Source organism: Salisaeta longa DSM 21114 (assembly GCF_000419585.1).
GTDB classification, from domain to species: domain Bacteria; phylum Bacteroidota; class Rhodothermia; order Rhodothermales; family Salinibacteraceae; genus Salisaeta; species Salisaeta longa.
This window is the reverse complement of the sequence record NZ_ATTH01000001.1, coordinates 62,527-85,377: the sequence shown is the minus strand read 5'-3', so window position 1 is coordinate 85,377 and position 22,851 is coordinate 62,527. Positions and strand designations below refer to the sequence as shown.

Here is a 22,851-nt window from a genome sequence, read left to right as displayed (position 1 = left end):
TCAAACAGCAAAAGACGATGCACGAGGCGCTACGGGGCCGATACGGTGGGCGGCGTGGGTACGGCCGCCTCGCTGCGATAGAACGCCTGGCCGGTCACCTCGTGCGTGATGCGGTCGGCGCTGTAGATGGCACTGAGGGCTTCGAGCATGCCCCGCACATCAACCGCGATCGTCCGCATCTGTCCCGGCAGGAAGATGAAGTCGCCCGCGAGGCTCTCGATGTTGCCATCAAAGACCAGCCCAACCAGCTCCAGGTTGGCGTTGAGCAGCGGCGAGCCGGAGTTGCCACCGGTAATGTCGTTGGTGGAGACCAGGTTGAGCGGCGTCTCCGGATTAAACGACGCGGGGGGCGCTTTCCACCGTGGCGGAAGATCCCATGCCTCGCCCGCGAAGGCGTGATGATGGCTGAGCATGCCGTAGTAGGTGGTAAAGGGCGGCGCTGCGGTGCCGTTGTACGGGTATCCTTGGACCACGCCATCGGAGAGGCGCAGCGTGAAGGTGGCATCGGGGGGCACGTTGTCGCCGTACACGGCGTAGCGGGCGCGTCCAAGCTGCCGGGCCACCTCACGCTGCCGCGCTTGCAAGCCCGCCCAGGCACTCCGAAACGCCTGGTAGCGCGGATACATGGCCTCGACGAGCGCGAGCGCCGGATCTTGCGCGGGCAACGGGCCTTGCAGCGCCGCGGCCGCCGAGGCGGAGTCGCCCCACGCCGAGCGCGCGACGATAGCTCGGGCCGCGGCCTGTGGCGTGCGGCCATCAAGAATCGTTTGTACCAGGCTATCTTGTGCACCAAACGCCTCCACGACGTCGTGCAAGCGGGCCGCGAGCAGTTCGCGGTCGAGCTCGGCCGGCTGCGCCGCCACCCGGCGAAACTGCTGCATGAGCCGTTCGCGCTGTGCCGAGCCGGCGCCGCCGCCCCGTTCCATCTGATACGCAAACAACGCCCGCCGCAGCGTAGCCGACGCGTACGAGCTCGTCAGCGCCAAAAAGGCACGATACGACGCCGCATAGCTGCGCTTTTCTTGTTGGATAGCAGCCATCCGTTGAAAGAGCCCGCCGAAGCGCGCCTGCAAACTGGAATCGGCCCGAATGGCCCGCTGAAACGCCTCGTCTTTGCGCTGGATGCGCGTCATGTAGTAGGCGTCGCGAAGCGCCTCCACGCGTCCGTTATACAGCTTTCGGGCGTTCTGCAGGCCAAAGAGCTTGTTTTGCACGTCGGCGCTTGTGTCGGCCGCCGCAGACTGATAGGCCTGTATGGCTGCGATGCGCGACTGCAGGAAGCGAAGGAGCCCGACGTCTTGCACGTCGCGCCGAAAGAGCAGCTGTTCGTAGGTTTCCAGCCGCAAGGTGCTGCCCGGGTTGCCCACCACGAATACCGGATCGCCGGGCCGCGCGCCCTGGCGGCTCCACGGAAAGAAGTGCGTCGGCTCCACCGGCTCGCCCGCCTCGTTGTACACGCGAAAGAGCGACATATCGAGCGTGTAGCGCGGATACGTAAAGTTGTCGGTGTCGCCTCCAAAGTAGCCCACGTCAAGCTCAGGGATGAAGACCAGCCGGACGTCGGTGTAGCGGCGATAGGTGTGTGCGACATAGCGGCCGCCGTCGTACAGCGCGGTGATTTCGGTGCGATAATCTTCGTCGCCGGCGCCCACATTTTCCGTGAACCGGGCACTGAGGCGGGCAAACACCGCCTCGCGGGCCGCGGCGCGTTCGGCATCCGTCTCGGCACTATCGAGGGCGGCCTGCACCGTCGCCGTCACATCGTTCACGGCCACCAGTTGATCGGCGTAGAGCCCCGGCACGCGGCGCTCGGCAGACAGGCGCTCGGCATAGAATCCGTCGCGCAAGATGCGTTCGTCCGGGCGCGCCACCGCGGCGGCATGGCTACGCCCGCAGTGGTGGTTGGTGAGCATCAGGCCGTGCGCCGACACAAACGATGCCGTGCAGCCCGGGATGCGCAGCGCGCCCATCCGTGCATGCGTCAGCCAGTCCTGCGACGGCTCGATGCTATAGCGCGCCTCGAGGTAGCCGAGCGGCGGGCTGTTGAACGTCCACATGCGGCCGTCATCGAAGCGGCGGGCCTGCACGGTATCCGGATCGATCTCGTAGATCGTGCGGCGGGCGTACGGGTCTTGGGCGTGAGCGGGCATCGCGTAAACCGCCAGCAGGCCAAGCGCTGCAACAATCAGTCGGAAACGCATACAGGGTGGCAACAGATAAGCAGAGCAGTTGCGTACGCAAACGGTGGTCTGTACTCCACGGGCGCTTTACAGATCCACGGGAACCGCCTCCGAATGCAAGAATAAGGCAACGGCGGCGCGCGGAGAACGGCGCGCTACGCGTTGCGAAAGTGGCGGAATTGGCAGACGCGCAAGATTTAGGATCTTGTGGGATTGTATCCCGTGGGGGTTCGAGTCCCCCCTTTCGCACCAACAAACACGCCCCGCATGTGCCCAACGCGGCGCACCGGGGCGTTCGCTGTTTGGGGGTCGTGCACGGAAATGCACTGACGTGCAACATGCGTTCAACGAGACGCTGCCGTGCTGAACTTCATTCGGCGCCTTTTCCGGAGCACGCACCGCTCGTTGACGCCCGCTACGCTTCGCCATTGGCCGCGGCCCGCCGCTCGGCCTTCACCTTGGCCCACTCGTCCGAGAAGTCCTGGTAGAACGATTCCATCAGCTGATAGAAGCGGAGCATGTGCTCCAGGTTGTCGGCGGTAGCGGATTGGTGCGCCCGTCCCTCGGCCGCAATGCGGTTGAGCAGGCGTTCGGCCAGTGCGCGGTTTTTGCGCACCGTGGCCATGTTGAACTTGAAGTTGTTGTAGAAGATATCGGGGTGCGCGGCGTAGTAGTTGCGCCGGTTGATGGGGCCGTTCACCTTACGCACCAGTCCAATATCGGCCAGGCGCCGCACCGCGATGGAGATGGGCCCCTTCGAGTGGTTCAGGAGGGCCACCATGTCGTCGAGCGATGCCGGATCGTCTTGCGTGAGCAGCAGCCCTACAATCAGTCCCTGCAGCCGCTTTAGCCCGTACGACTCGTAAATATTGCCAAACTCCTCGATGAGCTCTTGCTCGGTGGCAGTGAGCGGCGCAGCATCAGACATACGGGCGATGGGCGAAGGTCAGTAAAACGATGGTAAACAGCCGGAACCTCAACCGCCTGCGCCTGGCAATGGTTGCACCTCCGGCTTAGAGCGCCCATGTGACCAGCCCCGGAAACAGCATGAGAAGCGCCAGTCCCACAAGCTGGATGAGGATGAAGGGGATGACGCCCCGGTAGATTTGCGTGGTTGATACGTCGTCGGGCGCAACGCCGCGAAGGTAGAACAGGGCAAAGCCGAAGGGCGGCGTGAGGAAGGAGGTTTGCAGGTTCATGCCAATCATCACGCCAAACCACACGAGGGCCGCGTCGGGCGTAGCGGCCACGGCAGGCACCAGCACATCGGCCGCGGGCACCGCGAGCAGCGGCACGAGGATAAACGCAATCTCGAAGAAGTCGATGAAGAAGCCCAGCACGAAGATGGCGAGGTTGGTGAGGATCAAAAAGCCAACCAGCCCGCCCGGCAGCCCGGTGAGCAGCCCTTCGATCCAGAAGTCGCCGCCCAGCCCGCGAAAGACCAGCGAAAACGCCGTAGACCCCACCAGGATGAACATCACCATGGTGGTCAGGCGCGTGGTCTCGTCCATCGTATCGCGCAGCGCGGCCCACGAGAGCCGGCCGTTGGCCGCTGCCAGCCCGGTCGCCCCCACTGCCCCCAGCGCGCCGGCCTCGGTGGGCGTGGCAATGCCCGCAAAGATGCTTCCCAGCACCAGCGCGATGAGGCCAAGCGGCGGCAGCAGCACCAGCACCACGCGGCGCAGCAACGCCCCCACCGCGTCGGTCCGCTCGCTTGGTGGAAGCGCGGGCGCCGCCTCGGGGCGCACCAGCGCGACACCTCCCACGTACAGCGCGTAGCAGCCCGCCAGCGACACGCCCGGCACCAGCGCCCCCATAAACAGGTCGCCCACCGAAATGCCAAGCTGATCGGCGAGCACAATCAGGACGATGCTGGGCGGAATGATTTGCCCCAACGTGCCCGCGGCGGTAATCACGCCGGTCGACAGCCGCGCGGAGTAGTTGTACTGCAGCATGATGGGAAGCGAGATGAGGCCCATCGCCACCACCGAAGCGCCCACCACGCCCGTGGCCGCCGCGAGCATCGCGCCCACAAACACCACAGCCAGCGCCAGCCCGCCCCGCAGCGTCCCAAACAGATCGCCGATGGCGGTAAGCAGGTCTCTGGCCAGGTCCGACTTCTCCAGCATCGTGCCCATGAAAATGAAGAAAGGCACCGCCAGCAACACGTAATTGGACATGATGCCAAACACGCGGTTGGGCAGCGCCATCAGCAGCGCCGGATCGAACGCGCCCAGTTGCGCGCCAACGCCGGCAAAAAGAAGCGCCGTAGCGGCCAGCGCAAACGCCACCGGATATCCGAAAAAGATGATAACCAGCGCGCCCACAAACATGAGCGGTGCCAACCAATCAGCGGGCATACGTTAGGGTACGGGTTGGTGAAATGAGCAGCGAAGGGCTGTCAGTCGCCCGCGAGCATCGGGACCTTGTCGGCGGGCAGTCGGCCGCGCAGGTAGGCCACGTGGCGAATGACGACGGCCGCGCCCTGCACCAGCAGCAACCCAAACGCCACCGGAATCACGGTTTTGATGGGGTAGCGCGGCAAGCCGCCGGGGTCGGGCGATTGCTCCCAGGTGGCCCAAGCGTTGTATACCATCGGCCACGAATAGTCAATCATCAGAACGCAAAACGGCCCCAGGAAAAGAAGCGTGCCCATCAGGTTGATCCAGGCCTTTGTGCGCGTGCTGCACCACGCATACCCGACATCCACCCGCACGTGGGCATCGTGGCGCAGCCCGTACGCCGCGCCGAGCAAAAAGACCGCCGCGAAGGCATACCACTGCAGCTCCACCCATCGGTTTGAGCTCAAATTCCAGCCCGTCACCGGATCGGTGTAGCGGGCCAAGGCGCTGTACGCGCCGGCCGCAATCATGACGAGCACCAACGCCCAAAGCACGCGGCCCACGGCCTCGGTGAACCGGTCAATGGCCGATGCAAGCTGTAACCAGCGTTTCATCCGTTGGGGCTGTTGTTTCTATGAACCGAGCCGGGCCTCACGCCGACGCGTCTGCGCCGGGCTGCGGGAAAGCAAACGATCCGTACGCCAGCTCCGACATCTCGAACCAACGGTACACATCGCTGCGAAACTGCGTGTAGCTGTCGTAGATCGTTCGGTACTGCGGACTTTGGGCGGCTTGTTCTTCCAGAATGGCCGCTGTTGCGTCCTCGGCCGCGCGCATCACCGCGTTCGGAAAGCGCTGCAGCGTAACGCCCAACTGCACCAGGTCCTCCAGCGCCTTCGGATTCGCCTGATCGTAGCGCGCGAGCATCTGCACGTTGGCGACATCTGCGGCCGCCGTCAGGGCCTCCTGATACGCCGTCGGCAGGGCGTCCCAGTCCGAGCGATTCACGTAGAACGTGAGCGCGGGCCCCGGCTCCCACCAGCCCGGATAGTGGTAGTAGGACGCAATCTCATGAAAGCCGAGTTGCTTATCGTCGTACGGCCCCACCCACTCCACCGCATCCACGGTGCCGCGCTCCAGCGCCGGGTACACCTCGCCGCCCGCGATCTGTTGCACGTTTACGCCGAGCCGGTTCATCACCTTGCCGCCCAGCCCCGGAATGCGCATGCGCAGCCCCTGCATGTCGTCCATCGACGTAATCGGCTGCTTGAACCATCCGCCCATTTGCATGCCCGTGTTGCCGCCGGGCAGGTTGTAAATGTTAAAGTCGGAAAAGAGCGCGCGCATCAGGTCCTTCCCCCCGCCGTGGTACCACCAGGCGTTGTACTGCCGCGCCGTGAGGCCAAACGGAACGGTCGCATCAAACGCGAGCGCCGGGTTTTTGCCGACGAAGTAGTAGCTCGCGCTGTGGCCCATCTGCACGATGCCGTTTTGCACGGCCCCCAGCACCTCAAACGCGGGCACCAGCTCGCCGGCAGCGTACGGGCGAATTTGGAAGCGCCCGCCCGTCAACGCCGACACGCGTTCGGCCAATACCTCGGCCGCTCCGTACAGAATGCCCAGCGACTCGGTGAAGCTTGAGGCGAGGCGCCAGCGTACCTGTGGTTGGGTTTGTACCGCGGGGGCATCGGGCGACGTAGACGCATCGTCGCTGCATCCAATGGCGGTGGCACCCAGCGCGCCCAGGGCGGCTGTCTTCGCGAAGTCGCGTCGGTCCATAAACTCAGCAGATGTTGTGGAAAACGTGCGGTGTGCCAAAGTATACAAGATGGAACCGGCCTCTGCAAGCGCTTCCGTCCGCACACATTCGTACATGAAGATCGCACCTACGGCATGACGTCCTGCCCCTGCGTCCTTCACGTCCGCACCAGTGGCATGACCAAGGCTCCTCAGTCCTTGCGATGACAAGGACGGAGCTGCTGCTTTGGTGCGTTGGGCGTGCAGTTGGGCAGACCACCCCGAACGGCTATTTGAACCATCGACGCGCGTCTTTTCGCGGACCCTGCAATGTCATTGCGAGGAGTGAGCAGATGCGAACGACGCGGCAATCTCCGCAATGGGGCGTTGATTCCTGTACATGGAGATCGCACCTACGGCATGACCTTTGGCCCCCGCGTCACTTCCTCCGGTCGTTCCTCGAGATGACACACTGCTTTATGCTGCTCTGGTGCGTTGCGCGTGCAGCTGGGCAGACCACCCCGAAAGGCCATTTGAACCATCAACGCTGCATTTTTCATCAACCAAAGGTGTCATTGCGAGGAGTGAGCAGATGCGAATGACGTGGCAATCTCCACAAGCGAGCAAAATCCGCCGCACATTGCGATCAGCGAGACGTACTGACAGAGCCATTGTATGAAGCAACTTGGATTCGCCCTGTGCACTTCAAAGACAACTCGTGCTTCCGGGGCATGCCATCGTCATTTTTCCAATCATTCCTGAACGGCGTCAGCCCCCCCCCAAACACTGATGCAACGGCCCCGCAACCGCGCAAGATGTGGGGTGGGGAACGCATGCTCGCTGCAGGGCTTCATCGCTTGCGCGCATCCTTTGTCCCAACGCTTGCCGCACCTCTTCTGTGACGACGCCTCATGTATTGTTTGTCAATCGCGTGTATCCACCCGCCGGCGGCGCAACCGGTGCCGTTTTGGCGCAGCTGGCCCCTGCCCTCGTGGCGCGCGGGTGGCGCGTAACCGTGCTAACAGGCCCCGCCGACGCGCCTGCGAGCGAGACGACTGCCGACCGCGTGCGCGTGGAGCGCGTAGGCGCCGCACGTTTCACCCGCGCCAGCACGCTGCGCCGCGCCTGGGCCTACCTGTCGCTCTATCCGGCGTTTGTGGCGCGCGCCCTGCGGCTGCCCCGCCCAGACGTTCTCGTCACCAAGACCGACCCGCCGATGCTCAAGGTGCTGGGCCCGCTGCTGGGGCGTGCCACGGGCGCGGCCCGCGTGCATTGGGCGCAAGATCTGTATCCCGAGGTGGCCGAGCAGGTGGGCGTCATTGCGCCGGGCGGCGGGCTGGCCAACGTCATGCGCCGCCTCTCCACCGCGGCCCTGCGCCGCCACGACCGCATCGTGGCCGTGGGCCGGTGCATGCGCAAACGGATGCTGGCGCGCGGGCTGGCCCCGTCCCGCATCAGCGTGTGCCCCAACCCGCCGCCGGACGGCGTGCGTCCGGTTCCGCACCGCGACAATTCATTTCGCGCTGCCCACGCCTCGGGCGACCGCTTCGTGGTCATGTACTCCGGCAACATGGGGCTGGCGCATCCCTTCGACGCCGTGCTCGATGCCGCCGCACGCCTTCAATCCACCGCGCCGGAGGTGCTGTTTCTCCTGGTGGGCGACGGGCCGCGCAAGGACGACCTGCAGCAGGACGTGGCCCGGCGGGGCCTTGCCAACGTCCAGTTTCTTCCGTTTCAACCGCTCGACCGCCTTTCCGAGAGCCTAAGCGCGGCCGACGTGCATGTCGTCACGATGGAAACCGCCCTCACGGGCCTTGTGGTGCCAAGCAAGCTGTACGGCGTCCTGGCGGCAGGGCGTCCGGCGCTGTTTTTGGGTCCCGATGCAAGCGAGGCCGCCCGCACCATCCGCGAGCATGAGGTGGGCACGGTATGCCCGGCAGCCACCGCGGACGCCCTCGTACAGGCCATCCGGTACTGGAAAGACCATCCCTCGGCCCGTGCGGCCGCGGGCGAGCGGGCGGCCGCGTACGCCGAGCAGCAGCGCCACCGCTTTCCCGACACCTTCGATACCGTCTTGCGAGCCGCTATCGACGCCCGGTCGTAGCACCGCCAGACTGTAAAGACCTCCAAACATAGCCGCTTGCCAGGAGCCGTTTGCTTCCGTGCGGCGTGCAATGGCTGCAATGCCTCCTCACGACCGATCCTCTGCCCGATGGCCCGCAGCTTCTGGATACTTCTCGCTGGACTCCTCGGATTGGGCGCGGCCGCCCTTTTTCTCCTCCGCGCAGAGCCCGCGCCCCTCGATACGTCGGTAGCGGTGAGCGAAGCCATGGCCGGCGACACCACCGGCTACCGGCGCGCCACCACGGTGCGTCCGTTTCAATTCCCCGAAGACCACGGCCCGCACCCCGGCTACAAAACCGAGTGGTGGTACGTAACGGGCAATCTCTCTACCGCCAACGGACGCGACGTGGGCTACGAGCTCACGCTCTTCCGGATTGCAATGGCACCGCCCGATGCCCCGTCCACACGGCGCGCCTCCACCGCCGACCCCGACACGACGGCCGCGCCCTGGGCCACCGATCAGTTTTACATGGGCCATTTTGCCATTAGCGACGTGCAGCGCCGCGTGCAGCCCGATGCCGAGCGCTTTGCCCGCGCTGCGGCCGGGCTCGCCGGTGCGCAGGCCGATCCGTTGCGGGTGTGGCTGGGCCCGTGGTCCATTGCCAGCGTCGATTCGGCACGCACCTTCCCGCTGCGGCTGCGCGCGGCCACCGACACGATGGCCATCGACGTGACGCTGCGCCCGCAAAAGCCGATGGTGCTGCAAGGGAATCGCGGCCTGAGTCAGAAGGGCCCCGGCCGCGGCAACGCGTCGTACTACTACTCCTACACCCGCCTCGCCACCGAGGGCCGCGTCGTCACCGGCGGCGACACGCTGGCCGTTACCGGCCTCAGCTGGATGGACCGCGAGTGGAGCACGAGCGCGCTGGGGGCCAACCAGGTGGGCTGGGACTGGTTTGCGCTGCAGCTTGACTCGGGCTACGACCTGATGTACTACCAGCTCCGCACCGCCAGCGGCCGCCCCAGCCGCTTTAGCGAGGGCGCGTGGGTGGATCCCAGCGCACAAAAGACGAGCCTCACCCGCGAGGAGGTGGCCCTTACGGTGCTCGATACCTGGACGACGCCCGATGGCGCGCGCACCTATCCAGTAACGTGGCGGCTGCAGGTGCCGGGGCAGCAGCTTGACCTCACGGTGGACGCGCGCTTTCCGAACCAGGAGCTTACCACCTCGGTGCGTTACTGGGAGGGCGCCGTGCGCGTCACGGGCACACAGGGCGGCGTGCCGGTGCGCGGAACGGGCTACGTGGAGCTCACGGGCTACGGCGAACAGACCGGCCGCATTGCCCCGTAACGCCCGCGAGCGGGCCGTCAGTTCATGCGCGGGTTGTCGGGAAAGTTGGCCCACAGGGCGTGCTCGCCGCCCTTGCGTCGCATCGCCGCGCTCCACAGCCGGTCGGGCGGCGTCTCGAAGATCAGATCGGCAGCCTCTGGCACCACCACCCAGGCGTGCTCCTCTAGCTCCGACGCCAGTTGTCCGGGCGACCAGCCCGCGTAGCCCAAGAAAAACCGCAGGTCCTCAGTAGCCGCGTCATCGCGTTGAATTTCGGCCTGCACCGCCTCAAAGTCGCCGCCCCAGTGCACGGTGTCCGTCAGCGGAATGCCATCGGGAATGGCCTCGGCGCGGCGATGGACGTAGTGCAGCGTGTCGCGCTGCACCGGCCCGCCCAGATAAATCGTCGGATCGTTGACGAAAAAGCCCTCGATGACATCGCTCAGGGTGGCATCGAGCGGGCGGTTCAGCGTGAGCCCGAACGTGCCGTTGGGGTTGTGCTCGCAGAGCAGCACCACCGTACGGCGAAAGTTTGGATCTTGCAGCACGGGCGCGGCCAAAAGCAGCGTACCCGGCGCAAGCGCGGCGGCATCGGAAGCCATAAACCAGACAGGAGGAGCAATCAGCGGAGTAGAGCCAGCATGCTAACGAGAGGGCACGGGGCGTGCTCCCGTACGCGGCGTGGCACTCGAATCGGCCTGCAGGCGCGCCTGAATCGTTTCGATGGCTTGCGCGGCTTGCTTGTAGTACGGCGACCCGGCGCCCACAATCTCCTGCACCTTCTCAAACTCCGCAATCGCCTCTTGTGCGCGCCCAATCATCACAAGCATGATGCCCTTGTTGAAGCGCGCCTGGTAGTGCTCCGGATCTTGTGCAAGCACCCGGTTAATCTCCTGCACGCCGCGCATGGGCTGATTGGTTTGCAGAAGCGCCGTGGCCATCTCGGTGCGCACATCCAGGTTGTTGGGCTGTTGCGCAAGCACCTTTTCGTACGCCTGCACAATGGCATCGGCCGTAGCCGTGATCGCCGTCCGTGGCATGCCCTGGGGCTGGTTGCTCACGCGGTCGAGCCACGCATAGAGCAGGTCGCCCGCCCGCTGCCAGTCGGCCGCCGTGCCGGTTTGCCGCGCCAACCGGCGCTGCACAAGCGCAGCCCGTCCGTTCTGCCCGGCGCCAATGTACACGTTCACCAGCGCTTGGCGCACCTGTTGCTGCGGCGCACCGCTGGCCTGTGCAATGGCGCGCCTCAGGGAATCAATCTGGGGCACCAGGGCCTCGGGCACGGCTGCGCTGTACTGCGTTACCAGATCGGGGAGGGCCGCCGTTTGCTCGGCCGATGCCTGCGTGGCCGTGGTGGGGCCCTCCGACGGCGTCTCGGGCCACGTTTGTTGGCTCCACAGCGTAACGCCAAACAGCACCAGCACCACCGCCACCGCGCCGCCCACAACCCACGCCACCGGTGGCCCCTGGACGTCGGCGGGAGCCTCCGGAGCCGCAGCAGATTCGTCAGGCGACGCCGGGGCCTTCCCGCGCGGCAGATCGGCCTGCACGGGGCGCGCCCCCGCAATACCTTCTGCTCCTTCATCTGCCGACGCTTCGCCTGCCGCCTCGTCGCTCGCTAGCCCAGCGCCGCACTGGTTGCAAAACTGCGCCCCCGCGGGGTTGGTGGAGCCGCACGAGGGGCAGGCCGTACCGGGCATATCGTCGGAAGCAGGCGGGCGCGGCTCGTCGGCCTCCGCAACGAGCGGCGTCCCGCACAGGTCGCAGGCAGCCTGGTTGGGAGACACGCGGGCCCCGCAGGACGGACAGGTGGCGGCATCGGACATGGCAGCACAAGCAGGTTTGAAAGGATCAACGGTACGAAAACGACCGGTGCGCCATACGTGATTCCGAAGGTTTCGCCAATCTGCGACCCCAACGTTTGATTCTACTGAAACGCTTTCCTATCTTCCGATGATGCGACCAGGTCGCATACGTATCCCTGCTTTCCGAACCGTTGTTGCCCATGCTCCGTCGCCCCCTTCTCCTGCTCCTTGCGCTTCTCCTCACGGCGCCGTGCGCTACCGCCCAAACCCCCGACACCTGGGCGCAGCACGTTGAATACACGATGGACATCTCGTTGAAGGCCGACCGCCACCGCGTACACGGCACGCAGCGCCTTGTGTACACCAACAACTCGCCGGATACGCTCCGCCGCGTGTACTATCACCTGTACTTTAACGCGTTTCAGCCCACCTCGATGATGGCGGAGCGCAACCGCCACCTCCCCGACCCGGACGACCGCATCGTGCCGCGCATTTTCAACCTTGGCCCCAAGGAAGTCGGCTGGCACCGCATTCAGTCGCTCACGCAAGACGGCACGCCGGTTACGTTCAAGATTCGGGATACGGTGATGGAGGTGAAGCTGGCGCATCCCATTCCGCCGGGCACCTCCACCACGTTTCGGATGCGCTTTCGCTCGCAGGTGCCGCTCCAAACGCGCCGCAGCGGCCGCGACAACATGGAAGGCATCGACTACTCGATGACGCAGTGGTACCCCAAAATGGCAGCGTACGACGAGCGCGGCTGGCACGCCGACCCCTACGTGGGCCGCGAGTTCTACGCGCCCTATGGCACCTTCAACGTGGACATCACACTTCCGGCCTGCTATACCATCGGCGGAACGGGCGTCCTGCAAAACCCGGAGGCGGTTGGTCACGGCTACGGCGCAGGCGCTACCACCTATCGCCCCGAAGACTGCACCGCCGCCCCCTCCGATTCCCTCACGTGGCGCTTTGTGGCGCACAACGTGCACGACTTTGCCTGGGCCGCCGACCCCGACTACATCCACAAGCAGCTTTCGGACGACAACTACACGTATCACCTCCTCTTTCAGCCCGGCGTGGAGGAGCGCTGGCGCCGCATGGAGCAGTGGGTGCCGTCGCTCATCCAGTTCTTTAGCCAGGAGATTGGGCCCTACCCGTACCCGCAGTTTACGGTAGCACAAGGCGGCGACGGGGGCATGGAGTATCCGATGCTCAACCTTATCACCGGGCGGCGCGGGCTGCGATCGCTACTCGGCGTTACCGCCCACGAGGCGGCGCACGAGTGGTTTTACGCTACCATGGGCTCCAACGAGGCCGACTACGCCTGGATGGATGAGGGCTTTACCAGCTACATGGATACGGAGGGCGTGGGCCACGTTATGGGGCTGGACAATCCGTCGCATCGGGGCTCGTACCTCAGCGTCCTCTTTGCACAGGACCTGGGCCTGTTCGAGCGCCTCAGCACTCCGGCCGACTGGTTTCAGACCAACTTCGGCTACGGCATTGCCGCGTACCCCGGCGGCGCGATGCTCGTCAACATGATGGGCTACGTGATCTCCGATTCGCTGCGCGGCGCCTGGCTGAAGCATTACTACAACGAGAGCAAATTTGAACACCCCGATCCGTACGAACTCGAAGATTACGCCGAGGATGTGAGCGGGCTGCGGCTGGATTGGTACTTCGAGCAGTTTACCAACACGACGCGCACGCTCGATTACGCCCTCAACGACATCACCCAACAGCCCACCGGCACCGGCTACGAGGCCACGCTCCACCTGGAGCGGAGGGCGCCCATCGCCATGCCGCAGGACGTCAAGCTGACGCTGGCCGACGGCTCCACGCAATGGGTCAACGTCCCGCTGCTTATCATGCACGGCCACAAGCCGGTGCCCGACGACTGGATTGTGACCGAGCCGTGGCCCTGGGTGTACCCGAAGCGCAAAGTGACCGTGCAGGTCCCCGCGCGCGTGACCAACGCCGAGATTGACCCGCTGCAGCAAACGCCCGATGTGAATCGGCTCAACAACAGCTACGAGTTTCCGCTGGAGGCCCGCTTCCTCCGCGGCCCACAACAATCGTGGGACCATTACGCCGTGGGCTACCGCCCGCTGGCCCTGTATGCTAGCAACTTCGGGTTTGGCGGCGGCATGTGGTCGCGCGGCACCTACCTGTTCGGGCAGTTCCGCACCGACTACATGCTTACGCTGTGGCCGCAGGTCCTCTTCTCGGGCGGCGACGAGCCCAACCTGATCGACCCCGACAATGTGGCGAGCGGCTCCATCGACCGCGGGGCGTGGTACACCGGCATCGACTACACGATGCGGGCCTCGCACCCATTTGAAGCGCTGGGCCCCCGCGCCACCGCCACCTGGGCCAGCCAGAAGCACCTGGGCCTGATGGAAAACCGGTACGTGGTGCGCAAGCCCCTCAGCGGCTACCTCGCGGAGAAGGACGTCCTGCTGACGGCCTCGTTGCGCCATCAGTGGAACCCCAGCGACCGCGTCTTTGGAGCCACCTCTGATGTCTTCATCTTCGATTGCGTGGCGCCGTGCATTCCACCGATTCGTGGCGAGCGCCTCTCCAATCCGTTCGGACAAACGCACAACGCCTCGGCGCGGCTCAACCTGCGCGCTGAACAAGCGGGCGACCGCGTCTCGGCCCTGCTGGAGGTGGGCAGCGAGCTTGACGGCAGCGGCAGCGCCACGCGCCTGCTGCTTACCGGCGTGCAGCGCAAGCAATGGGGCCGCTTCACCGGCACGGCCTCGTTGCAGTTTGGCCTGGCCCCCCGTTCGCTGATTTCGTCGAAGCGGTTTGTGCTGGGCGGCGTGCCCTACGAAGCCCGCTGGCGCTCCGATGTCTTCCGCCAGACCTACGCGGCGGCAGCCGAGGCCAACGACCTTGCCCCACGCCTCGTGGCCTTTGGGCCGAGCGGTCCGGTGGCCTACCTGCGCGGTAGCAACCGCCTGCAAGGCGCTCCCACCGGGCGCAACCTGCTGGCGGGGCGCCTGGCGCTCGAAGCGCAGCCTGTGCGCAGCGTAGCGCCGCTGCGTCCGTTGCGCCTCAGTGCCTTTGCGGGCCTCGGAAGCACCTGGAACGACGGGGCGTTCCTCGCGGGCTTCGCAGCGGACGACCTCCTGGGCGATGCCGGCTTCGGCGCCCGCTATAACCTGTCGCAGCTCGGCTTTATGGACCGCTGGACGGCGCAGTCGGATGTCCTCTCGGGGCTCGACCTCGTCGCCAAGTTTCCGCTATGGGCCAGCGACCCCGGCCTCATCGCGCCCAACCAGGACGAATGGGCCTTCCGCTGGCTCGTGGGCTTTTCGCTGTAGCTCCGGCGGCCCTACGTACGCCTCGGTGCTCCACGCTGCGCGTCGATTTACCGGATGCGCAGCGTGAGCAGCGCCGCAATGACGGTGAGCGCGGTGACGATCCAGAACCGGGTGACGATCTTCGCCTCGTGCGTCCCTTTCGCCTCAAAGTGATGGTGCAGCGGCGCCATCCGGAAGATGCGCCGGCCGGTGCCGGTGCGCCGCCGCGTGTACTTGAAGTAGCTGGTTTGCATAATCACCGACACCGCCTCGGCGACGTACACAATGCCCAGTAGGGGCAGAAGCAGCTCCTTGCGCACCATCAGCGTCATGGCCCCGACGGCCGCGCCCAATGCCAGCGCGCCGGTATCCCCCATGAAGATGCTCGCCGGATATCCGTTGTACCACAAAAATCCGAAGCACGCCGCCACCAGCGCCGCCCCAAACACCGCAATCTCGCCCGTTCCGGGTAGGTACATCACGTTCAGGAACGTCGCAAAGTTGACGTTGCCCGAGATGTACGCCAGCGCCGTCAGTCCCAATCCCACAAAGGCCGTAACGCCCGTGGTGAGGCCGTCGAGGCCGTCGGTGAGGTTGACCGCGTTTGACACGGCCGTCATGATAAAGACCGCCACCGGCAGGTACACCACCCAGCCGAGGTCCACGCCGTGCACCCACCCTTCGAACACGTCGTAGTTGATGACGCGGTTTTTGAGAAAGGGCATGTACGTGAGCGCATTGAACGCCTCAAAATCGGGGTGAAAGTACAGCACGCCGCCCACCAGGAGTCCGATGCTCACTTGCCCCCACACCTTGTAGCGGGCCGCGAGGCCGTCCTTGTTTTTCCGAACCGTCTTGATGTAGTCATCCGCGAAGCCCACGAGCCCCATCCACGCCGTAGCGCCCCACAGCAGCCAGAGATAGGTGTTGGAGAGGTCGGCCCAGAGCGCGGTGGAGCCCAGCAGCGACAGCAAGATGATGATGCCACCCATGGTGGGCGTACCGGCCTTGTGCGCATGGCTCACCGCGCCGGCAGCTTCCCCGCTGCGTACCCGCTCGCCCAGCTGCTGCGCCCGGAGCCACCGGATGATGCGCCGCCCCGCAAACAGGGCAATGATGAGCGCCGTGATGGCTGCGAGCGACGCGCGCACCGTGATGAACTGGAAGACCTGAAACCCGGGCGGCTCAAACTGTCGCTCCAGAAATTTCAAAAAGAAATACAGCATACAGAAGCAAACGAATCAGCGGTGCGAAGGGATCTCAAAAAACTGACGCGCCACGGCGCGGTCGTCAAACGGACGGCGCTCGGTGCCCACCACCTGGTACGTTTCGTGGCCCTTGCCGGCGATAAGCACCACATCGCCCGGGGCGGCGTGCTGCGCCGCAGCCTCGATGGCCGCCGCGCGGTCTACGATCCACTGGGCCTTGGCGGGTGCCTGCAGGCCCGCTCGAATGTCATCCAAAATGGATGCCGGGTCCTCGGTTCGCGGATTATCGCTCGTGACGATGACGCGGTCGGCGCGGGCTTCGGCGATGCGGCCCATGCGCGGACGCTTCGAGCGGTCGCGGTCGCCGCCGCAGCCGAATACGCACCACAGCGCGCGGCCGTCGGGGAGGAGCGCGCGCAACGTGTCGAGGACGTTGGCGAGGGCATCGGGCGTGTGGGCGTAGTCGATGACGACGGTGCGGCCATCGGCAAACGTATGCTGCTCTAAGCGCCCGCGCACCGGCGGAGCGGCAGCCAAGGCATCGGCCACCGCGGGGCCCGCTAGCCCCACCGCGCGGCCCGCGCCGTAGGCCGCGGCCAGGTTGTAGGCATTGAAGCGCCCCGTGAGACGAAACGTGCGCCGGTGCCCGTCGATGGAAGCGGTGAGGCCGTCGATGGCCACCCGATGCACCCGCAGGCGACCATCGGCAGCGGGGGTGGTGCCGTAGCTCCACCGCGTCGCATCGGTCGCCGCCACCATGCGCGGCCCGGCGGGGTCGTCGGCGTTGAACACGGCCGTCGCCTGCGCGTCGAGGCCGTCGAACAAGCGCTTTTTGGCGCGTTCGTACGCGGCCATCGTGCCGTGGTAATCCAGGTGGTCTTGCGTGAGGTTGGTAAACACCGCCACGTCGTAGGGAATGCCGTACACCCGGCGCTGATCAAGTGCGTGGGACGACACCTCCATGGCGCACGCGGTGCATCCGGCATCGACCATGGCGCGCAGCGTGCGCTGCAGGGCCACGGGATCGGGCGTGGTGTGCGTGGGGGCTTGCGCCGCATCTCCCACACGCACCGCAACGGTGCTTAGCAAGCCTGCGGGGCCGTGCAGGGTGTGCAGGAGGTGATGAATGAGCGTGGCGACGGTGGTTTTTCCGTTGGTACCCGTTACCCCAATCATGGTGAGGGCCTCGGCCGGGTCGTCGTAAAAAGCAGCAGCGGCTACCGCCAGCGCCCGGCGGCTATCGGACACCTGCAGCACGGCCCCGTCCGCGGGGCGCGCCTCGGGTGGGGCCTCACACAGCACACACGCGGCGCCGGCCCGCCACGCGGCCTCCACGTACCGATGACCATCGGCGGTGGTGCCGCGAATGGCCGCAAACAGTCCGCCCGCGGTGACGGCACGGCTGTCGTCGGTGAGCGCCGTTACCGGCCGGGCGGGCGCGGACACCGCAGCGTCGATCAGGCACCCGTCTGCCGCCAGACGGGCGCGCAGGGCTGCAACAGTAAGCGCGGCTTCGGGCATGCGACAAACAGAACGGGAGCGGGCAATAAAAACCGGTTGGAAGATACGGGAGGGGGCCGCGGGATGTCAACCAGCCGGCGCATAGCACGCACAATCTTTAGCTTCAGAGGGCGGTGTGCAGCGTGAAGTGGTGGGCGTTGCCCAGCACGCCCCAGCCGGCATAGGCGTAATCGATCGTCCATCCGGCATACGAGAGTCCGAACCCGCCGGTGAGGCCGGCCCACGAGAACCCGTCGGCGGCAGACAAGCCGCTTGCCCGGCGATGGTTGTAGCCCATGCGCACCGTAAGGGCCTCGGCCAGCGTGAGCGCGCCGCCCATGGTGAGATGCGCCAGCACGTGGTCGAGCGTTGTGCCGCCCGGCAGCCCGCGGCCCGCCCACCGCAGGTCGTAGGCCGTCAGGTTGAGGCGCAACGGAAGGTGCGCGAGGCGCTTCGACACGCTCACGCGCACGTCAAGCGGCAGCGCCGGTCGCTTCGTGCCGTAGCTTTTCACGGTGGCGCCCAGGTGCCGCACCACCACGGCCGTAGACAGCCGCGGCCCCACGTGGTAGTGCAGGCCCACATCGGCCCCCACGGCGGCCGCTCCATTTCCATCGATGTAGGAATACACGACGTGCAGATTGGCGCCGTAGCGCCAGTGGGGCCCGCCGCGCCGCGCCGCGCCCAGCGTGAGCGCCACGTCGCCCGCGCCAAACGACCCGGTAGGCACCCCAAACCGGTCGCGGCCCTCCAAGGCGCCCCAGTGCAAATACCGCACGGCCCCCCCAACAGCCGTGGCCCCCAGCGCGCTGCGGTACGCCACGTGGCCCGCGTTGAGGTCCGAGACGTAGTTGGCGTATCCAATGCTCGCGGCCGCCGGTTGGCGCGCGGAAAGGAGCGCCGGGTTGTACAAAAACGCCGCCGGGCCGCCCGCCGGCGCCGCAGCCATCGCATCGCTCAGCGCAGCCGCCCGGGCGTTCGACGGGAGCTGCAAAAACGCAAACCCGGTGAGGCCGCCACTCGGCTGTGCCTGCACCAAATGGCCGCCCAGCAGCACCAAAATCCCCCAGGCTACGATGTATCGCATGCTATACCCTCGCTTGGAACCAACGCATCGTTGAGACGGACCGCGCCCCTCGAAGTTCATCCTGCCGCAGGGCTGCACGCCGCTTGTCTTGCACTACAGCGGGCAGCGGGGTTCGTTCGGGGCTGTCCCACGAGGCCAGTGCGTCCCCTTTTAGGTCGGCCCAAATGCTGACAGCGCTTCCGGGAGCGCTGCCATTTTTATCCCCCGGCGCGCCCTATCGCGGCTGGTGCGCGGATGTGTTAAAGACATGCAACCAAAAGCGGTTACAGGCCGCTACGGGCCGAACTCCGCCCTCAACTGCGGGGTTTGAGTGGGCGAAGTGATGACCGGTTCATCCGTCATCTGTTCGGAATTGCACTCACCAACCAGGTTGCCTACATGGAGCTGCTACAGCGCCTACGCAACGAATACCTGGCGGTAGCGAACAACGCCCACCAGCATCACGCAAAGGTTTGGGATTACTGCCCCCACTGCGAGGAAAAAACGCCGTGGATGGCGCGGGTCTTGAACGGCTATTTCCGCTGCCTCCAGTGCGGCAAGAACCCCCTGCATCATCCCGCCGCCCACGAAGCGGATGATGCCTCACCCGATGCGGATGCTGTGGCCTAACACGCGACACACCACACGGCCCCTTCGGTTGCAACGCCCCGTCGTGCCCTGTGCGCGCCGGGGCGTTTGCATGTGTGGCGCCCGCTGCGGAACGACACGCGCCCCTCGGCATGGATGCTGTCGTGTGTTGCTCATTCCTCACCTATACCTGCATCATGGACGCTCCCTCCTGGCTCGTGCTGAAGTTTGGTGGCACGAGCGTTGCCACTCCCGAGCGCTGGCGCACCATCGCCACGGTGGCGCAACGCTACGTCGCCGATGGCTACCGGCCCGTGCTGGTCTGCTCCGCGCTTAGCGGCATCTCCGACCAACTGGAGAACCTGGTACAAGAGGCGGCTGCCGGTGCGTCGCCTGATGCAACGCTGGCAGCCGTGCGCGCGCAACACGCGGCGCTGGCCGACGGTGTGGGCGTATCGCCGGATGGGCTCGATGCCCTGTGGGCCACGCTCGAAGCGCGCGTCGAGACTATCGCCGCGCAAGGCGCCGCCACCCCGGCCGACCGCGCCGCGGTGCTGGGTATGGGCGAGCTGCTGTCCACGCGCCTTGGGGAAGCCATCCTCGCAGCGCACGACGTGCCCGCCACCTGGATCGACGCCCGTCAGCACCTGCGCGCGGCCGATGCCCCGCACCTCCCGCCCGCCCGCCGCTACGGATCGGCCACGTGCAGCGTATACCCCGATCCCGTGACGCAGCAGCATCTCGCCCAAACGACCGACGCGGTATGCATCACGCAGGGCTTCATTGCGAGCAACGCCCTCGGCGAAACCGTGCTGCTCGGCCGCGGCGGCTCCGACACGTCTGCCGCCTACTTCGCCGCGCTCCTCGATGCCGAACGCCTCGAAATCTGGACCGACGTGCCGGGGCTTTTCACCACCAACCCGCACGACGTACCCGCCGCACGCTTGCTCAAGCAGTTGTCGTACGACGAGGCGCAGGAGCTGGCCACCATGGGCGGCAGCATCTTGCATCCGCGGTGCCTCGCCCCCGTGCGGCAGTACGACATCCCGTTGCACGTACGCTCCACCAACGCGCCCGCCATCGACGGAACCGTCATCAGTCCGGATGTGCCCGACACCGGTCCACAAGTGAAGGCGCTGTCGGCCAAAACGGGCATCACCGCCATCCGCATGGACACCCTGGGCATGTGGCAAGAGGTCGGATTTTTGGCGGACGTCTTTGCTGTGTTCAAGCACCATGGCCTCTCGGTTGATCTGGTAGCTACCTCGGAGGCCAACGTAACCGTGACCCTCGACCCGATGGCGAACGCGCTCGACCCGGAGGTTATCGACCGGCTCGTGCACGACCTGGGCGCCTACTGCACGGCGCGCGTGGTGCGCGGCTGCGGCGTGGTGAGCCTGGTGGGCCGCCACATCCGGGCGCTCCTGCACGAGCTGGGGCCCGCCCTGGAGGTTTTTGATGAGCAACAGATTTACATGGTCTCGCAGGCCGCGAGCGACCTCAACTTCAGCTTTGTGGTAGACGAGGAGCAGGCGCCGCGGCTGGTGCACAAGCTGCACGACATCCTGTTTGCCGCCCGCACGCCCGATGCCACGTTTGGGCCCACCTGGAGCGAGCTGGTGGCCGACGAGGCCCCGGCGCCCGCGGCCGAGGCGTGGTGGCACGCGCGCCGCGACGACTTGCTCGCCCTCGCCGCGGACGCCACGCCCACGTACGTCTACGATGAGGCAACGCTGCGCGCCCGCGCCGCAGACCTCCAGTCGCTTGCGGCCGTCGATCGCGTGTTCTATGCCATCAAGGCCAACCCGCACCCCGCGGTGCTGCGCACGCTGGCGGATGCTGGCCTTTCGTTTGAGTGCGTCTCGCCGGGCGAGGTGGAGCGCGTGCAGACGGCCCTGCCCGACCATCCGGCGCGTGGCATCCTCTTCCAACCCAATTTTGCGGCGCCCGACGAGTATCGCCGCGCGTTTGCCCGCGGCGTCCGCGTGACGCTCGATAACGTGCAGCCGCTCGCGGAGCACCCGGCCCTCTTTGCCGGTCAGGAGATTTTTGCGCGCATCGATCCGGGCGCGGGCCGCGGGCATCACCGCCACGTACGCACCGCCGGGGCGCAGTCGAAGTTTGGCATGGTGCCGGACGACCTTTCGGCGCTGCGCCGCGCAGCCGACGCCGCCGGCACGCGCATTACCGGCTTGCATGTGCACGTAGGCAGCGGCATTACCGAGCCCTCGACCTGGGCGGAACTGGCCCGTTTTCTCGCATCGCTGGCCGATGCCTTTCCGCACGTCGAGACGCTCAATGTGGGCGGCGGGCTGGGCGTGCCCCGCGCACCCGGCGCCCCCGGGCTCGACCTTGCGGCCCTCGACGAACAGCTCACGGCGTTTAAGCGCGAGCACCCGCACCTGGCGCTTTGGATGGAGCCCGGTCGCTTTTTGGTGGCGGAGGCCGGCGTGCTGCTGGCTCGCGTCACGCAGACCAAGACGAAGGGGCCCGTGCACTATGTGGGCCTCGATGCGGGCATGCACACCCTCTTGCGGCCCGCGCTGTACGGATCGTACCATCCCATCGTGAACCTTTCCCGGCTCGACGCCCCGGCCGCACACACCGTGCAGGTGGTGGGCCCCATCTGCGAGAGCGGCGACGTGCTGGGGCGCAGCCGCCGCCTGCCCGACACGGCCCCCGGCGATGTGCTGCTGATCAGCACCGTGGGCGCGTACGGCGCCAGCATGAGCCTGCCGTACAACTTGCGGCCCGCCGCGCGGGAGGCGCTGCTTACACCCTAAAATGCACACCGCCGGTACCGCTTGATCCACGCTCGCTCCCCGTTGGATCTAGCGGTCCCTTTGATCTTCTCTCGTTGCATTTCTATCTACACACCCAACGCATACTTCATATTTCCCTATCCACATTGCAGGGGCTTTCCTATGCCCTCACGTGTCCAGCGCTACAATCGCTTTGTTCTCCTTTGCACACCCCTGCTCCTGCTCGGTCTTATCGGATGCCGAAGTGGCGGAATGCTGGCCCAGGGCGGCTGGGTGTTTGACGGCGACGACGTGGTTGTCGCAATGGCGGGTAGCACCGCTACCCCGCGCATGGCCATGGATCGCGTCGTGAAAGTCGCGCGCCGCGCCTCCTTGCCCCTCGATGTCGTCGACCGCGAGGCCCGCTACCTGCGCACCGAGGGCGTTGCGATGAACGACACCCTTCTTGTGCGGCTCAACGTCGTCGTTACCGATTCGGCGACCGTAGAAATTGCCGGGCAGTTTGCCCACCGGTACCGCCCCACGAGCTGGCAGCGGGTGTCATGGGGCAAGCAGCCGGGACGCGGCAGCGGCGCCTGGTCGCTCATGACCGATGTGGCCGCTTCGGTGGGTACGATCGCAACGTACATGCAAGATCCCGTAGGCTATGATGTAATCCGGTGCGGCGGCCGGCGCTGCGACGAAGCGGCCCAATGCCGCGCTAACGTCTGCCGGCCCCCACACCCCTAGCCGGTTGCAGCAACCCAAGCAGTCGCCTGCCTCTCCGGCCGCGAGCAGCGCCTGGTTAAGCGCACCCAGGCATACCGCCGCACTCAGGGCCTCTCGCCGGTACCACCCTCTGCGAAGCTTCCCACCGTAGCCCGCGCTCACGTGCGCGATCTGGCCACGCATGCCCCCCACAAGGGCGGCGCATTTGGGTGCGACGCCTGCAACCTGCACAGCTGGTCGGCTGATGGCCCGT

General features: G+C 66.1%; 16 protein-coding genes and 1 tRNA gene. 7 read left to right on the top strand and 10 right to left on the bottom strand.

What is annotated here, in order from left to right:
- Positions 1–29 precede the first annotated feature (29 nt).
- Positions 30–2,201 carry a S46 family peptidase gene (locus SALLO_RS14205; protein ID WP_022834356.1) on the bottom strand — a complete coding sequence of 724 codons (2,172 nt, stop codon included), beginning with the start codon at positions 2,199–2,201 and terminating at the stop codon, positions 30–32.
- A gap of 143 nt (positions 2,202–2,344) precedes the next feature.
- On the opposite strand from SALLO_RS14205, the gene SALLO_RS0100375 reads away from it, so the two are divergent.
- A tRNA-Leu gene (locus tag SALLO_RS0100375) sits at positions 2,345–2,432 on the top strand.
- Positions 2,433–2,595: 163 nt separating this feature from the next.
- On the opposite strand, the gene SALLO_RS0100370 is transcribed toward SALLO_RS0100375, so the two are convergent.
- The 4 genes from SALLO_RS0100370 to SALLO_RS0100355 all read right to left on the bottom strand — a co-directional run bounded on the left by SALLO_RS0100370 (position 2,596) and on the right by SALLO_RS0100355 (position 6,301).
- Positions 2,596–3,108, bottom strand: a complete 513-nt coding sequence (locus SALLO_RS0100370) for a GbsR/MarR family transcriptional regulator (RefSeq protein ID WP_022834355.1) — start codon at positions 3,106–3,108, stop codon at positions 2,596–2,598.
- Between the two features lie 85 nt (positions 3,109–3,193).
- Complete coding sequence (locus SALLO_RS0100365; RefSeq protein WP_022834354.1) at positions 3,194–4,540, bottom strand: TRAP transporter large permease; 1,347 nt, start codon at positions 4,538–4,540, stop codon at positions 3,194–3,196.
- 41 nt (positions 4,541–4,581) lie between these two features.
- The gene (locus tag SALLO_RS0100360) at positions 4,582–5,136 is read right to left on the bottom strand and encodes a TRAP transporter small permease subunit (RefSeq protein WP_022834353.1); all 555 of its coding nucleotides are present in this window, start codon (positions 5,134–5,136) and stop codon (positions 4,582–4,584) included.
- Between the two features lie 37 nt (positions 5,137–5,173).
- Positions 5,174–6,301, bottom strand: a complete 1,128-nt coding sequence (locus SALLO_RS0100355) for a TRAP transporter substrate-binding protein (RefSeq protein WP_022834352.1) — start codon at positions 6,299–6,301, stop codon at positions 5,174–5,176.
- An 889-nt stretch (positions 6,302–7,190) separates the two neighbouring features.
- Between SALLO_RS0100355 and SALLO_RS14200 the strand changes: the two genes are divergently transcribed.
- Both SALLO_RS14200 and SALLO_RS0100345 read left to right on the top strand, forming a co-directional pair.
- Positions 7,191–8,363, top strand: coding sequence for a glycosyltransferase family 4 protein (locus tag SALLO_RS14200; RefSeq protein WP_169577858.1), 1,173 nt, complete (start codon positions 7,191–7,193; stop codon positions 8,361–8,363).
- Positions 8,364–8,471: 108 nt separating this feature from the next.
- Positions 8,472–9,674, top strand: coding sequence for a lipocalin-like domain-containing protein (locus tag SALLO_RS0100345; protein ID WP_022834350.1), 1,203 nt, complete (start codon positions 8,472–8,474; stop codon positions 9,672–9,674).
- 17 nt (positions 9,675–9,691) lie between these two features.
- On the opposite strand, the gene SALLO_RS0100340 is transcribed toward SALLO_RS0100345, so the two are convergent.
- A complete protein-coding gene (locus tag SALLO_RS0100340) occupies positions 9,692–10,255 on the bottom strand; it encodes a YqgE/AlgH family protein (protein WP_022834349.1) in 564 nt (187 codons plus the stop codon).
- Positions 10,256–10,297: 42 nt separating this feature from the next.
- On the bottom strand, positions 10,298–11,479 hold the full coding sequence (locus tag SALLO_RS0100335) for a zinc-ribbon domain-containing protein (protein ID WP_022834348.1): 1,182 nt from the start codon (positions 11,477–11,479) through the stop codon (positions 10,298–10,300).
- 179 nt (positions 11,480–11,658) lie between these two features.
- On the opposite strand from SALLO_RS0100335, the gene SALLO_RS0100330 reads away from it, so the two are divergent.
- The gene (locus SALLO_RS0100330; protein ID WP_022834347.1) at positions 11,659–14,787 is read left to right on the top strand and encodes a M1 family metallopeptidase; all 3,129 of its coding nucleotides are present in this window, start codon (positions 11,659–11,661) and stop codon (positions 14,785–14,787) included.
- A gap of 47 nt (positions 14,788–14,834) precedes the next feature.
- Here SALLO_RS0100330 and mraY read toward each other — a convergent pair whose 3' ends face one another.
- From mraY to porQ, 3 genes are all read right to left on the bottom strand, one after another.
- Positions 14,835–15,992 carry a phospho-N-acetylmuramoyl-pentapeptide-transferase gene (gene mraY / locus SALLO_RS0100325; protein WP_022834346.1) on the bottom strand — a complete coding sequence of 386 codons (1,158 nt, stop codon included), beginning with the start codon at positions 15,990–15,992 and terminating at the stop codon, positions 14,835–14,837.
- A 15-nt stretch (positions 15,993–16,007) separates the two neighbouring features.
- Complete coding sequence (locus tag SALLO_RS0100320) at positions 16,008–17,495, bottom strand: UDP-N-acetylmuramoyl-L-alanyl-D-glutamate--2,6-diaminopimelate ligase (protein ID WP_022834345.1); 1,488 nt, start codon at positions 17,493–17,495, stop codon at positions 16,008–16,010.
- Between the two features lie 103 nt (positions 17,496–17,598).
- Positions 17,599–18,561, bottom strand: a complete 963-nt coding sequence (porQ, locus tag SALLO_RS0100315) for a type IX secretion system protein PorQ (protein ID WP_022834344.1) — start codon at positions 18,559–18,561, stop codon at positions 17,599–17,601.
- A 378-nt stretch (positions 18,562–18,939) separates the two neighbouring features.
- Between porQ and SALLO_RS14195 the strand changes: the two genes are divergently transcribed.
- The 3 genes from SALLO_RS14195 to SALLO_RS0100300 all read left to right on the top strand — a co-directional run bounded on the left by SALLO_RS14195 (position 18,940) and on the right by SALLO_RS0100300 (position 22,619).
- Positions 18,940–19,170, top strand: coding sequence for a hypothetical protein (locus SALLO_RS14195; RefSeq protein ID WP_022834343.1), 231 nt, complete (start codon positions 18,940–18,942; stop codon positions 19,168–19,170).
- A gap of 155 nt (positions 19,171–19,325) precedes the next feature.
- Positions 19,326–21,911: a bifunctional aspartate kinase/diaminopimelate decarboxylase gene (locus SALLO_RS0100305; protein ID WP_022834342.1), complete on the top strand. Its 2,586-nt coding sequence runs from the start codon at positions 19,326–19,328 to the stop codon at positions 21,909–21,911.
- A gap of 141 nt (positions 21,912–22,052) precedes the next feature.
- Positions 22,053–22,619 carry a hypothetical protein gene (locus SALLO_RS0100300; protein WP_157621099.1) on the top strand — a complete coding sequence of 189 codons (567 nt, stop codon included), beginning with the start codon at positions 22,053–22,055 and terminating at the stop codon, positions 22,617–22,619.
- Positions 22,620–22,851 lie beyond the last annotated feature (232 nt).

What these genes read in the sequence shown, in the direction of transcription:
- SALLO_RS14205 (WP_022834356.1), bottom strand. Translation starts at nt 2,201, where the DNA reads ATGCGTTTCCGACTGATTGTTGCAGCGCTTGGCCTGCTGGCGGTTTAC.
- SALLO_RS0100370 (WP_022834355.1), bottom strand. Translation starts at nt 3,108, where the DNA reads ATGTCTGATGCTGCGCCGCTCACTGCCACCGAGCAAGAGCTCATCGAG.
- SALLO_RS0100365 (WP_022834354.1), bottom strand. Translation starts at nt 4,540, where the DNA reads ATGCCCGCTGATTGGTTGGCACCGCTCATGTTTGTGGGCGCGCTGGTT.
- SALLO_RS0100360 (WP_022834353.1), bottom strand. Translation starts at nt 5,136, where the DNA reads ATGAAACGCTGGTTACAGCTTGCATCGGCCATTGACCGGTTCACCGAG.
- SALLO_RS0100355 (WP_022834352.1), bottom strand. Translation starts at nt 6,301, where the DNA reads ATGGACCGACGCGACTTCGCGAAGACAGCCGCCCTGGGCGCGCTGGGT.
- SALLO_RS0100345 (WP_022834350.1), top strand. Translation starts at nt 8,472, where the DNA reads ATGGCCCGCAGCTTCTGGATACTTCTCGCTGGACTCCTCGGATTGGGC.
- SALLO_RS0100340 (WP_022834349.1), bottom strand. Translation starts at nt 10,255, where the DNA reads ATGGCTTCCGATGCCGCCGCGCTTGCGCCGGGTACGCTGCTTTTGGCC.
- SALLO_RS0100335 (WP_022834348.1), bottom strand. Translation starts at nt 11,479, where the DNA reads ATGTCCGATGCCGCCACCTGTCCGTCCTGCGGGGCCCGCGTGTCTCCC.
- SALLO_RS0100330 (WP_022834347.1), top strand. Translation starts at nt 11,659, where the DNA reads ATGCTCCGTCGCCCCCTTCTCCTGCTCCTTGCGCTTCTCCTCACGGCG.
- mraY (WP_022834346.1), bottom strand. Translation starts at nt 15,992, where the DNA reads ATGCTGTATTTCTTTTTGAAATTTCTGGAGCGACAGTTTGAGCCGCCC.
- SALLO_RS0100320 (WP_022834345.1), bottom strand. Translation starts at nt 17,495, where the DNA reads ATGCCCGAAGCCGCGCTTACTGTTGCAGCCCTGCGCGCCCGTCTGGCG.
- porQ (WP_022834344.1), bottom strand. Translation starts at nt 18,561, where the DNA reads ATGCGATACATCGTAGCCTGGGGGATTTTGGTGCTGCTGGGCGGCCAT.
- SALLO_RS14195 (WP_022834343.1), top strand. Translation starts at nt 18,940, where the DNA reads ATGGAGCTGCTACAGCGCCTACGCAACGAATACCTGGCGGTAGCGAAC.
- SALLO_RS0100305 (WP_022834342.1), top strand. Translation starts at nt 19,326, where the DNA reads ATGGACGCTCCCTCCTGGCTCGTGCTGAAGTTTGGTGGCACGAGCGTT.
- SALLO_RS0100300 (WP_157621099.1), top strand. Translation starts at nt 22,053, where the DNA reads ATGCCCTCACGTGTCCAGCGCTACAATCGCTTTGTTCTCCTTTGCACA.